Source organism: Mycolicibacterium canariasense (genome assembly GCF_002101555.1).
GTDB classification, from domain to species: Bacteria; Actinomycetota; Actinomycetes; order Mycobacteriales; family Mycobacteriaceae; genus Mycobacterium; species Mycobacterium canariasense.
Genome location: NZ_LQOL01000111.1, coordinates 18,783 through 31,003, shown reverse-complemented (window position 1 = coordinate 31,003; position 12,221 = coordinate 18,783). Strand labels below are relative to the sequence as shown.

At 68.6% G+C, this 12,221-nt stretch carries 10 protein-coding genes; 4 read left to right on the top strand and 6 right to left on the bottom strand.

What is annotated here, in order from left to right:
• Nucleotides 1-3: 3 nt before the first annotated feature.
• Nucleotides 4-654: a phosphoribosylglycinamide formyltransferase gene (purN, locus tag AWB94_RS33275; protein WP_276054864.1), complete on the top strand. Its 651-nt coding sequence runs from the start codon at nucleotides 4-6 to the stop codon at nucleotides 652-654.
• Between the two features lie 10 nt (nucleotides 655-664).
• The gene (gene purH, locus AWB94_RS33270) at nucleotides 665-2,233 is read left to right on the top strand and encodes a bifunctional phosphoribosylaminoimidazolecarboxamide formyltransferase/IMP cyclohydrolase (protein WP_062655613.1); all 1,569 of its coding nucleotides are present in this window, start codon (nucleotides 665-667) and stop codon (nucleotides 2,231-2,233) included.
• On the opposite strand, the gene AWB94_RS33265 is transcribed toward purH, so the two are convergent.
• Nucleotides 2,230-3,024 carry a type IV toxin-antitoxin system AbiEi family antitoxin gene (locus tag AWB94_RS33265; protein WP_062655612.1) on the bottom strand — a complete coding sequence of 265 codons (795 nt, stop codon included), beginning with the start codon at nucleotides 3,022-3,024 and terminating at the stop codon, nucleotides 2,230-2,232. The genes purH and AWB94_RS33265 overlap by 4 nt on opposite strands.
• Before the next feature lie 135 nt (nucleotides 3,025-3,159).
• Nucleotides 3,160-4,182 carry an alpha/beta hydrolase gene (locus AWB94_RS33260; RefSeq protein WP_109762062.1) on the bottom strand — a complete coding sequence of 341 codons (1,023 nt, stop codon included), beginning with the start codon at nucleotides 4,180-4,182 and terminating at the stop codon, nucleotides 3,160-3,162.
• A gap of 73 nt (nucleotides 4,183-4,255) precedes the next feature.
• Here AWB94_RS33260 and AWB94_RS33255 point away from each other — a divergent pair, with 73 nt between their 5' ends.
• Both AWB94_RS33255 and AWB94_RS33250 read left to right on the top strand, forming a co-directional pair.
• Complete coding sequence (locus tag AWB94_RS33255; RefSeq protein ID WP_062655621.1) at nucleotides 4,256-5,638, top strand: sigma 54-interacting transcriptional regulator; 1,383 nt, start codon at nucleotides 4,256-4,258, stop codon at nucleotides 5,636-5,638.
• Nucleotides 5,631-7,598: a vWA domain-containing protein gene (locus tag AWB94_RS33250; RefSeq protein ID WP_062655611.1), complete on the top strand. Its 1,968-nt coding sequence runs from the start codon at nucleotides 5,631-5,633 to the stop codon at nucleotides 7,596-7,598. Before AWB94_RS33255 ends, AWB94_RS33250 begins: the two co-directional genes overlap by 8 nt.
• A 2-nt stretch (nucleotides 7,599-7,600) precedes the next feature.
• On the opposite strand, the gene AWB94_RS33245 is transcribed toward AWB94_RS33250, so the two are convergent.
• The 4 genes from AWB94_RS33245 to AWB94_RS33230 all read right to left on the bottom strand — a co-directional run bounded on the left by AWB94_RS33245 (nucleotide 7,601) and on the right by AWB94_RS33230 (nucleotide 12,215).
• A complete protein-coding gene (locus AWB94_RS33245; RefSeq protein ID WP_062655620.1) occupies nucleotides 7,601-8,203 on the bottom strand; it encodes a DUF1707 SHOCT-like domain-containing protein in 603 nt (200 codons plus the stop codon).
• Between the two features lie 126 nt (nucleotides 8,204-8,329).
• A complete protein-coding gene (locus AWB94_RS33240; RefSeq protein ID WP_062655610.1) occupies nucleotides 8,330-9,094 on the bottom strand; it encodes an enoyl-CoA hydratase family protein in 765 nt (254 codons plus the stop codon).
• A complete protein-coding gene (locus tag AWB94_RS33235) occupies nucleotides 9,094-10,251 on the bottom strand; it encodes an acyl-CoA dehydrogenase family protein (RefSeq protein WP_062655609.1) in 1,158 nt (385 codons plus the stop codon). The genes AWB94_RS33240 and AWB94_RS33235 overlap by 1 nt, the downstream gene beginning before the upstream one ends.
• Entirely contained in the window at nucleotides 10,248-12,215 is a 1,968-nt protein-coding gene (locus AWB94_RS33230; protein WP_062655608.1) for an acetyl/propionyl/methylcrotonyl-CoA carboxylase subunit alpha, read from the bottom strand. The genes AWB94_RS33235 and AWB94_RS33230 overlap by 4 nt, the downstream gene beginning before the upstream one ends.
• Nucleotides 12,216-12,221: the final 6 nt, after the last annotated feature.

Below are 12,221 nucleotides of genomic sequence, written 5' to 3'. Positions count from 1 at the left end.
CTGCTGGGCGTGCAGCCCCCGCTCCGGGACCCGATCAGGGTGCCTCCGACCGCACCGTCGCGGCTGGTGGTGTTGGCTTCGGGTACCGGATCCCTGCTGGAGGCACTGCTGGCTGCGGCCGCGGGTGACTACCCGGCCGAGGTGGTCGCCGTCGGCACGGACCGGGCGTGCCGTGCGCTGGAGATCGCCGCGGGCGCCGGGGTGCCGTCGTTCACCGTGCGGCTCGCCGACCACACCGACCGGGCCGGCTGGGACGCTGCCCTCACCGATGCGGTGGCGCGCCACGATCCCGATCTGGTCGTCAGTGCCGGTTTCATGAAAATTCTTGGTCCCCAATTTCTTTCGCGCTTCGAAGGGCGCGTGGTGAACACCCACCCGGCCTTGCTGCCGGCCTTCCCCGGCGCGCGGGCCGTCGCCGAAGCGCTGGACTACGGTGTGCGCGTGACGGGCGCCACGGTGCACCTGGTCGATGCCGGGACCGACACCGGGCCGATTCTGGCGCAGGAAACCGTGCCCGTGCTCGATGATGACGACGAAGAAACTTTGCACGAACGCATCAAGGTGGTCGAACGACGACTACTGGTGGACGTGCTCGCCGCGGTGGCTACCCGCGGCCTCACCTGGACCGGGCGAAAGGCGGCCTTCGGATGTTGAGGATGCAACGATGAGTGAAAAGCGGCCGATCCGGCGCGCGTTGATCAGCGTGTACGACAAGACGGGTCTGGGGGCGCTGGCCCGCGGGCTGCACGACGCGGGCGTGAGCATCGTGTCGACCGGATCCACCGCGAAAACGATTGCCGAGGCGGGTGTTCCGGTCACCCCGGTGGAGGATGTCACCGGCTTCCCCGAGGTGCTCGACGGCCGGGTGAAGACGCTGCATCCGAAGGTGCACGCGGGCCTGCTCGCCGACCTGCGCAAGTCCGAGCACGAGGCGGCGCTGGCGGATCTGGGTATCGCCCCGTTCGAGCTCGTCGTGGTCAACCTCTACCCGTTCACCGAGACGGTGGCTTCCGGTGCGGCGCCCGACGAGTGCGTCGAGCAGATCGACATCGGCGGACCGTCCATGGTGCGCGCCGCCGCCAAGAACCATCCCAGCGTGGCCGTGGTCGTCGACCCGCTCGGTTATGAGGGCGTGCTGGCCGCCGTGCGGTCCGGTGGTTTCACCCTGGCCGAGCGGAAGCGGCTGGCGGCGTTGGCATTCCGGCACACCGCCGAGTACGACGTCGCGGTGGCCAGCTGGATGGGTTCGGTGCTGGCGCCCGAAGACGGCGCAGGCCCGGACGGCCCGCCGCAGTGGGTGGGTGCCACCTGGCACCGCGCCGCGGTGCTGCGCTACGGCGAGAACCCGCACCAGGGTGCGGCGCTGTACCGCGACGACGCCGGCTGGCCGGGCCTAGCCCAGGCCGAGCAGCTGCACGGCAAGGAGATGTCCTACAACAACTACACCGATGCCGATGCGGCCTGGCGGGCCGCATTCGACCACGAGCAGACCTGTGTCGCGATCATCAAGCACGCCAACCCGTGCGGTATCGCCGTCTCGTCGGTGTCGGTGGCCGACGCGCATCGCAAAGCCCATGAATGCGACCCGCTTTCGGCTTTCGGTGGGGTCATCGCAACCAACTCCACCGTCAGCGTGGAAATGGCGCAGACGGTGGCCGACATCTTCACCGAGGTGATCGTCGCGCCCGCCTATGAGCCCGGCGCGGTCGAGATCCTGTCCGGTAAGAAGAACATCCGCATCCTGGTGGCCTCCGAGCCGCAGGACAGCGGTGTCGAATTCCGGCAGATCAGCGGTGGATTGCTGCTGCAGGAGCGCGACGCGCTGGACGCCGCGGGTGACAACCCGGCCAACTGGACGCTGGCCACCGGCACGCCCGCCGATCCGGCCACGCTGGCCGACCTGGTGTTCGCGTGGCGGGCCTGCCGCGCGGTGAAATCGAACGCCATCGTCGTCGCGGCCGACGGTGCCACCGTGGGGGTGGGCATGGGTCAGGTGAACCGGGTGGATGCCGCCCGGCTGGCGGTGGAGCGCGGCGGTGACCGGGTCAAGGGCGCGGTCGCGGCCTCGGATGCCTTCTTCCCGTTCCCGGACGGCCTGGAGACCCTGACCAATGCGGGCGTGAAAGCGATTGTGCACCCAGGTGGTTCGATGCGTGACGACATGGTGACCGAGGCCGCGGCGAAGGCCGGGATCACGCTGTACCTCACCGGGGCCCGGCACTTCGCGCACTAGGCAGCGGCGCGGGCCCACACCGCGGTGCGGGCCCGCGCGATGATCGAAGCCCGGGTGTGCTGTGGCAGCGCCGCCACCATGGTCCAGCCGATGCGCTGCAGGAAATCGCGCTCGTCGGCCGGTCGTTCCCGGCAGTCGATACCGACTTTCCATCTCGGCCAGCCCATCGCGATGGTGAGGTCGCTGATGCGGATGCCGACGCGAGGAACGGGGATACCCGAGGCACTCCGAATGATCAGCCGCACCCGGGTTTCCCATCGTGACCCGGAGCCGGCGTCCATCAGGGCTATTGCCTGCCTGGCCGCGATGATGCCCCGTGCGGCGGGGTAGCGCTCTTCGAGGTGCCAGACATCGTCCTTGCGCAGCCCGGTGATCGCGGCCAGGGCGTCGAGGTGTTCGACGGCGGTCTGTAGCTCCAAGTGCCTGGCCAGGTCGAGAGAGGTGCGCTCAGGAGTGGTGATCGGCACGCCGTCGATGATTCGGATCTCGTCCACGGCGATACGTTCATTGCGAACGATCAGCCCTTCCGGGTGCTTGCTGTTCGGCGCGATGAGCTCAATGGGACCCGTGTTCGCGATCCACGGCACGCCGTACAGTGCCGCCGCCGTCCGGCCCGCGATGATGCCGCGCCGGCCGCTCCACAACCACGCAGCCGTGGCATAGGTACCCAGGCTGGGCGTGGCGTCTTTCGGCACATAGACATTCGGGTAGAGCGCGGTGAATCGCCAGCGCAGTTCTGCCCTGGTGAGCGCTCCGCTCGCGATGGCCTCCGAGCCGATGATCGGGTCCATGCCCGCATCGTGTCAGTAGCCACCGACGTCTCGGGTGCTCCAGCGAAATCGACGTGAGGGCTGTGGACAACTCGCCACAGCCCTGAGGTCGATTTCGCTGGAGCACGGCGGAGGCAACCCGACCGGAGTCCGGCGCTAGGACGCCGCCTCGTCGCGAGCCGCCGTCGTCACGTACTCCACGAACGACGCGATCTCCTCGACCGCACGGCGGGCGTCGGGGTTCACGTCGAAGGACAGCTGGAACATGTGCATCGCCTTGTCCCACACCTGGACCCACACCGGGACACCGTCGGCCTGTAGCCGGTCGGCGAGTGTGAAGGTGTCGTTGCGCAGCATCTCGTTGGTGCCGATTTGCAACAGGAAGGGGCCCAGTCCGCTCATGTTCGCCTCGGACGGCATGACCGGCACCGGTCGGGTGCCGTTGACGGTGGCGAAGACGTCGTAGATGAACTTGACGGTCATGAACGGGAACAGCACATCCGTGTGCTCCTTGAGCGCCGCGTACTTCAGCTGCATGTCCGCCGACGTCAGCGCCGACAGCAGAACCTGGCCGGCGGGCACCGGTAGCCCGGCGTCGCGGATCGCCAGCGCGGTATCGGCGGCCATCAGTCCGCCGGCCGAATCACCGGCCAGCACAATGCGATCCGGGGTGAATCCGAGGGAGAGCACATGCCGGTAGGCGTCCAGGCCGTCCTCGACGGCCTCTTCGATGCTGGCCTGCGGGGCCAGGCGATACCCGACGTTGAACACCTGAGAACCGGTGGCCTCGGACAGTTTCGAGGCGAACCGCCGATGCGAGTTGAGGCCGAGGGTCACCAGCGCAGACCCGTGGAAGTAGATGATCACCCGATCGGAGTCGCGGGCGTCCGGTGCGACGACCCACTCGGCCGGGCAGTGCGGCAGCCGCTCCGGTGTGACGCTGGTGCCGGGCAGCGGCGGGATGAACCGCAGCGGCCGGTCGATGACATCGAGGTGGGCGCGCTGCAATCCGGCCGGCCACACCTTGTTGACGATCAGGCCGATGATCGTGACGATACCCAGCACGGTGCGCAGGGAGATCGCGGTCAGCACACCCAGCAATCGTGATTGCCGGCAGGCCGGGCCGAATTGCACGGTGGTCGGCCGGTCACGCCATTCGAGCGAATTCACGGTACCCATGGTACTGGGTACTTGGGGCGGGGAAAATTCAGGTGACCATGCCGGTACTCGGCAGCAGTCGTAGCGTGGAGTGGTGACGTCACCTAACAATCTGCCCCGCACCGTCGGCGAGCTGCGCGCTTCCGGTCATGTCGAGCGCGGGATCAAGCAGGAGATCCGGGAGAACCTGTTGGCCAGGCTGGCCACCGGCGACGACATCTGGCCCGGCCTGTTCGGTTTCGAGGACACCGTGCTGCCCCAGGTCGAACGCGCCCTGATCGCCGGACACGACTTCGTGCTGCTGGGTGAGCGTGGACAGGGCAAGACCCGCCTGCTGCGCTCACTGGCCGGCCTGCTCGACGAGTGGACGCCCGTCATCGCCGGCTCTGAGCTGGGGGAGCACCCCTACAGCCCCATCACCCCGGAATCGATCCGCCGGGCCGCCGAGGTCGGCGACGACCTCCCGATCGCCTGGCGTCACCGCAGCGAGCGGTACACCGAGAAGCTCGCGACTCCCGATACCAGCGTCGCCGACCTGGTCGGTGATATCGATCCCATCAAGGTGGCCGAGGGCCGCAGCCTCGGCGACCCCGAGACCATCGCCTACGGCCTGATTCCCCGTTCGCATCGCGGCATCGTCGCCGTCAACGAGCTGCCCGACCTCGCCGAGCGCATCCAGGTGGCCATGCTCAACGTGATGGAGGAGCGCGACATCCAGGTCCGCGGCTACACCCTGCGGCTGCCGCTCGACGTGCTCGTCGTCGCCAGCGCCAACCCGGAGGACTACACCAACCGCGGCCGCATCATCACCCCCCTCAAGGACCGGTTCGGCGCCGAGATCCGCACCCATTACCCGCTCGAGCTGGCCGCCGAGGTGGCCGTCATCAGGCAGGAGGCGCACCTGAGCGCGCCGGTGCCCGACTACCTGTTGCAGATCGTCGCCCGGTTCGCCCGTTCGCTGCGCGAGTCCAGCGCCGTCGACCAGCGGTCCGGGGTGTCGGCGCGGTTCGCGATCGCCGCCGCCGAAACGGTGGCCGCGTCCGCCCGGCACCGTGGGGCCATTCTCGGCGAACAGGAGCCGGTGGCCCGCGTCGTCGACCTCGGCACCGTGATCGACGTGCTGCGCGGCAAGCTCGAATTCGAGTCCGGTGAGGAAGGCCGCGAGCAGGTGGTGCTGGAGCATCTGCTGCGCCGGGCGACGGCCGACACCGCGTCGCGGGCACTGGGCGGTATCGACGTGGGCCCCCTGGTGGCCGCCGTCGAGGACGGCTCGCCGGTGACGACGGGTGAGCGGGTCAGCGCCAAGGACGTGCTGGCCGCGCTGCCCGATCTGCCGGTGCTGGACGCGATCGCCGAACGGCTCGGGGCCACCAATGACGGTGAACGGGCCGCGGCGGTGGAGCTGGCCCTGGAAGCGCTGTACCTGGCCAAGCGGATCGACAAGACCTCCGATGAGGGCGAAACAGTTTATGGTTAAACACCTTTCGAGATATTCGCGATACAGCGGCGGACCCGACCCGCTGGCGCCGCCGGTCGACCTGCGCGAAGCACTCGAGCAGATCGGTCAGGACGTGATGGAGGGCTCGTCACCGCGACGGGCACTGTCGGAGCTGCTGCGCCGCGGCACCCGCAGCCTGTCCGGGGCGGACAAGCTCGCCGCCGAGGCCAACCGCAAGCGACGGGAGTTGTTGCAGCGCAACAATCTCGACGGCACCCTGCAGGACATCAAGAAACTGCTCGACGAGGCGGTGCTGGCCGAACGCAAGGAACTGGCCCGCGCGCTCGACGATGACGCCCGCTTCGGCGAGATGCAGATGGAGGCGCTGTCCCCGTCCCCGGCCAAGGCGGTACGCGAACTCGCCGACTACGACTGGCGCTCGACGGAGGCCAGGCAGAAGTACGAACAGATCCGCGATCTGCTCGGCCGGGAGATGCTCGATCAACGCTTCGCCGGCATGAAGCAGGCCCTGGAGAACGCGACCGACGAGGACCGCCAGGCCGTCAACGACATGCTCGACGACCTCAACGACCTGCTCGACAAGCACGCACAAGGCCAAGACTCCGAGCAAGATTTTCAGGATTTCATGGCCAAGCACGGCCAGTACTTCCCGGAGAATCCGCGCAACGTGGAAGAGCTGATCGATTCGCTGGCCCAACGCGCCGCCGCCGCTCAGCGCTTCCGTAACAGCCTGTCGGCGCAACAGCGCGCCGAGCTGGATGCCCTGGCACAGCAGGCGTTCGGTTCTCCGTCGCTGATGAATGCGCTGAACCGACTGGATTCCCACCTGCAGGCCGCGCGGCCCGGCGAGGACTGGACGGGATCGCAGGAGTTCTCCGGCGGGGACCCGCTGGGCATGGGCGAGGGAGCCCAGGCGCTGGCCGACATCGCCGAGCTGGAGCAGCTGGCCGAGCAACTGGCGCAGAGCTATCCGGGCGCCACCATGGAGGACGTCGACCTGGACATGCTGGCCCGTCAGCTCGGCGACGACGCGGCGGTGAACGCCCGCACCCTCGCCGATCTGGAACGCGCCCTGATGAACCAGGGCTTCCTGGATCGCGGTTCCGACGGTAAGTGGCGGTTGTCGCCCAAGGCCATGCGTCAGCTGGGCCAGACCGCGCTGCGCGATGTCGCGCGCCAACTGTCCGGGCGCAACGGCGAACGTCAGACCCAACGGGCCGGGGCGGCGGGCGAACTGACCGGGGCGACCCGGCCATGGGCGTTCGGCGACACCGAACCCTGGAACGTCACGCGCACGCTCACGAATGCGGTGCTGCGGCGGGCGGGTACCGACGAGCACGGGCCGCTGGCCATCACGGTCGACGACGTGGAGGTCTCCGAAACCGAAACCCGCACCCAAGCCTGCGTGGCGCTGCTGGTGGACACCAGCTTCTCGATGGTGATGGAGAACCGGTGGCTGCCGATGAAGCGCACGGCGTTGGCCCTGAATCATCTGGTGAGCACCCGCTTCCGGTCCGATGACCTGCAGATCATCGCGTTCGGCCGGTACGCCCGGACGCTGACCGCGGCCGAACTGACCGGGCTGGAGGGCGTCTACGAGCAGGGCACCAATCTGCATCACGCGCTGGCCTTGGCCGCCCGGCACCTGCGCCGGCACCCCAATGCCCAGCCGGTGATCCTCATCGTCACCGACGGTGAGCCCACCGCCCACCTGGAGGACTACGGCGGCAACGAGGGCTCTTCGGTATTTTTCGACTACCCGCCGCACCCGCGCACCATCGCGTTCACGGTCAAGGGTTTCGACGAGGTGGCCCGGCTCGGCGCGCAGGTCACCATCTTCCGGCTCGGCAACGATCCGGGACTCGCCAGATTCATCGACCAGGTCGCCCGCCGGGTGCAGGGCCGCGTCGTCGTACCGGATCTGGATGGTCTCGGCGCCGCCGTGGTGGGCGACTACCTGACCTCACGGCGGAGGTAGCGTCAGACCTCGTCGCCGTCGCCGTCGCCGTCGGCGTGACGGCGCTTCCTGCGTTTGACCCCGACGCTGCCCCACAGCGAGAACCCACGCACCCGCACCCGGGGGCCGCCCGGTGTCCCGCTGCCGTTCACGCTGTGGTCGAAGCTGCCCATCACGCCGACACCGCCGATATCGACGTTCACCTCCGGCGGCACCAAAATGGTCTGTCCGCCGAAAATCGAGTAGCTGCGGATCTCCACATCGGCCGTGGTGAAGTCGGCGTAGCGCAGGTCGACGACGCCGCCGCCGAACAAGGCGAAGGTGGTCAGCTTCTTGGGCACGTTCCACCGGCCGCGGCGTTCATATCCGCTCATGATGGCCAGCAGCAGAGTGGACGGCGCCGGCCGGCAGACACCCTTGCCGGTCGCGCTGCCGCCGGGCAGATCGGCACTCAGCCGATCGAGGTCCGCGCAGGTCTGGGCGGCATACGCCTTGGCCAACCGGGATTCGTACTCGTCGAGCGAAAGGCGGCCCTGGGCGGCCGCGTCCGTGAGCAACTGCGCCACCTGTATCCGGTCGGTGTCGGCGGCACGCATCGACCCACTCCACGACGCTGACGTGCTCATCAGTGCCATCTGTTCTTCGCGCCGGCGCTCATCACTGACGAGCGTACGACGAATAGCCGCACATGCAATAGCGTTGACGAATTCGTTGCGGCGGGCGCGTTGTTTGCTGTATTCGCGTCGCCTGGATCACGTCAGCCAGTTGGGGCTGCGCTTCTGCAAGAAGGCGAGCATGCCCTCGCGCGCCTCGTCGGACACGAAAAGCCGCGCCGACTGCAATGCCAGCTCGTCGGCGTGCGCGTCGAAAGCGGCCAGGATCGGCGCCGTGGTCAGGGCCTTCGACGCGGCCAGCCCCTGCGGTGAACCCTTCACGATCTCCGCGGTCAACGCGGCCACCGCGGCGTCCACATCCTCGGCAGCCTCCGTGATCAGGCCGATGGCCGCGGCCACGGCCGAACCGAACTTCTCACCGGTCACGAAGTAGCGGCCCGCCGCGCGAGCCGTCAATCTCGGCAAGAGTGTGAGCGAGATGATGGATGGCGCCACCCCGATCCGGGCTTCGGTCAGCGCGAAAGTGCTCGCCGGCCCGGCCACCGCGATATCGCAGGCACCGACCAGCCCCATGCCGCCGGCGCGCACGTGTCCGTCCACCGCGGCGATCACCGGAATGGGCAGTTCCAGGATGGAGCGCAGCACCACCGTCATCTCCCGGGCCCGGTCCACGGCGAGGTCGCCGGGATCACCATGTGCGGCCTCGCTCAGATCGGCGCCGGCGCAGAACGTCTTGCCGGTGTGGCCGAGCACCACCGCGCGGGCGCCGGATCCTGCTGCGTCGGCCAGTCGCTCCCGCAGTTGGGTCACGAGCGCGGACGACAACGCGTTGTGGTTGTGCGGCGAATCGAGGGTGACCCGCGCGACGGCACCGTCGACGGCGTAGTGGACCAGCTGCGCCATCAGTACGACCGGGGCAGACCCAGCGAGGTCTGCGCGACGAAGTTGAGGATCATCTCGCGGCTCACGGGGGCGATCCGGGCCAGCTTGGACGCGGTCACCGCCGCGGCAATGCCGTACTCCTTGGTCAGGCCGTTTCCACCGAGCGACTGCACGGCCTGATCGACCGCACGCACCGACGCCTCACCGGCGGCGTACTTGGCCATGTTCGCGGCCTCCGCTGCGCCGAAGTCATCGCCGGTGTCGTACAGCGTCGCGGCCTTCTGCATCATCAGCTTGGCCAGTTCGATCTCGACGTGGTTCTGCGCCAGCGGATGTGACAGACCCTGATGCGAACCGATCGGGACCTTCCACACCTGGCGGGTCTTCACGTAGTCGACGGCCTTGCCGATCGCGAAGCGGCCCATCCCGACCGCGCTGGCCGCGCCCATGATGCGCTCGGGATTGAGCCCCGCGAACAGCTGCGCGATGGCCGCATCCTCGGAGCCGACGAGTGCGTCGGCCGGAAGTCGGACGTCGTCGAGGAACACCTGGAATTGGCTTTCCGGGCTGACGATCTCCATCTCGATCTTGGTCCAGCTCAGCCCCGGGGTGTCGGTGGGCAGCACGAACAGCGCCGGCTTGAGATTGCCGGTTTTGTGGTCCTCGGTGCGGCCCACCACGAGTACGGCCTGGGCCTGGTCGATACCCGAGATGAACGTCTTCTGGCCCTTGAGGATCCAGTCGCTGCCGTCGCGGCGCGCGGTGGTGGTGATGCGGTGGGAGTTGGACCCGGCATCGGGTTCGGTGATGGCGAATGCCATGGTGATGGACCCGTCGGCGATACCGGGGATCCAGCGCTTCTTCTGATCCTCGGTGCCGAACTTGGAGATGATGGTGCCGTTGATGGCGGGCGAGACGACCATCATCAGCAGGGCCGAGCCGGCCGCGGACATCTCCTCCATGACCAGGCTGAGCTCGTACATGCCCGCCCCGCCGCCGCCGTACTCCTCGGGCAGGTTCACCCCGATGAAGCCGAGCTTTCCTGCCTCGCTCCACAATTCGGTGGTGTGTTGGCCGGCGCGCGCCTTCTCCAGGTAATAGTCCTGGCCGTAGTTGGCGGCCATCGCCCTGACGGCGTCGCGCAGCGCCCGCTGTTCCTCGGTCTCGACGAAACTCATGGTTGTTCTCCTTCTGGTTCCTCTACACGGGCGAGCACGGCGCCGACATCGACCTGCTGGCCGGCAGCGACATGGAGTTCGGCGAGCACACCGGCCTGCGGGCTGGTGATGGTGTGCTCCATCTTCATGGCTTCCAGCCAGATCAGTGGCTGGCCCGCGGTGACGGTGTCCCCGACGGCGGCCCCGACGCGCACCACCGATCCGGGCATCGGAGCCAGCAGGGAGCCCTGCGCGACGGCCGCGTCCGGATCGGGAAAGCGTGGCTGGGCCACCAGGCGCACCGCCCCCGACGGGGAGTCGACGAAGACCTCGTCGCCGTACCGGGCCACGTCGAAGGACCGCTCCACGCCGTCGACGGAAAGGACGACCCGGTCCGGCGTCGCCGACACCAAGGCCACACCGTCGTGGTCGGGCAGCTGCACCCCGGCACGGGCGAACCGGTAGCGGACCACCCGTTCGGATCCAGCGGCGTCGCGGTAGGTCCGGGTCTGGTAGCCCGAGGCGAGGTTGCGCCACCCGCTGGGCGCCGGCGCGAAAGCCGTTGCGGTGCTGCGGTTGTGTGCGGCGTCGGCCAGAGCCGCTGCGACGGCCGATGGGGCGGCTGCATCGGCGGGACCGGCGGCCAGCTCGGCCAGTCCGTGCGTGTCGAAGAAGGCGGTGTCGGTGTCGCCGGCGCGGAACGCCGGGTGCCGCAGCACGTTGACCAGCAGGTCGCGATTGGTCGTGATGCCGTGTAGGCGGGCATGGGCCAGAGCGTCGGCCAGGATCGCCGCGGCGCGCTCCCGGGTGGGTGCGTAGGAGATGATCTTGGCCAGCATCGGGTCGTAGAACACCGACACCTGCGAACCGTCGACGATGCCGGAGTCCACCCGCACACCGCTGCGCCCGTCCAGCGTGCCGAACCGGGTTCGGGTGCCGAGCACGTCGAACCGGTGCACCGGGCCGGCCTGTGGCTGCCAGTTCTCGGCCGGATCCTCGGCGTAGAGCCGGGCCTCGATGGAATGCCCCTGTGCGGCAGGGGGAGCGGGGTCGAGCCGGTGACCGTCGGCCACCTCGAGCTGCAGTTCGACGAGATCCAGTCCGGTGGTCTCCTCGGTGACCGGGTGCTCGACCTGCAGCCGGGTGTTCATCTCCAGGAAGAAGAAGTCACCCGCCTCGTCAGCCATGAATTCGACCGTCCCCGCACCGGTGTAGCCGATGGCGCCGGCGGCCAGCCGGGCGGCCTCGAACAGCTTCTCCCGCATGCCTGGGGAGCGTTCCACCAGCGGTGAGGGCGCCTCCTCGATCACCTTCTGATGGCGGCGCTGGATGGAACATTCGCGTTCACCGACGGCCCACACGGTCCCGTGCGCGTCGGCCATCACCTGTACCTCGATGTGGTGGCCGCTGGCCAGGTAGCGCTCACAGAACACCGTGGGATCGCCGAATGCCGACTGCGCCTCGCGCTGGGCGGCAGCGACTTCGCCCGTCAGCGCCGACAATTCGCGCACCACCCGCATGCCGCGGCCGCCACCGCCTGCCGACGCCTTGATCAGCACCGGCAACTGATCGGCGGTGACGGTATCCGGGTCGAGCTCGGCCAGCACCGGAACGCCGGCGGCCGCCATCAATTTCTTGGCCTCGATCTTGGAGCCCATCGCAGCCACGGCGGGTACCGGCGGTCCGATCCAGGTCAGGCCGGCCTGCTGCACGGCGGCGGCGAAATCCGGGTTCTCCGAGAGGAATCCGTACCCGGGATGGATCGCGTCGGCACCGGCGGCCCGTGCCGCGGCGATCAGTTGGGCGCTGTCCAGATACCCGTTGCGGCCCTCCAGGCGTACCCGGGTGTCGGCCTCGGCCACATGGGGCGAGCCGGCATCCGGATCGGTGTACACCGCGACGGTGCCGATACCGAGCCGGCGACAGGTGGTGAAGACGCGGCGGGCGATCTCACCACGGTTGGCGACGAGAACTCTGGTGATCACGTGCGT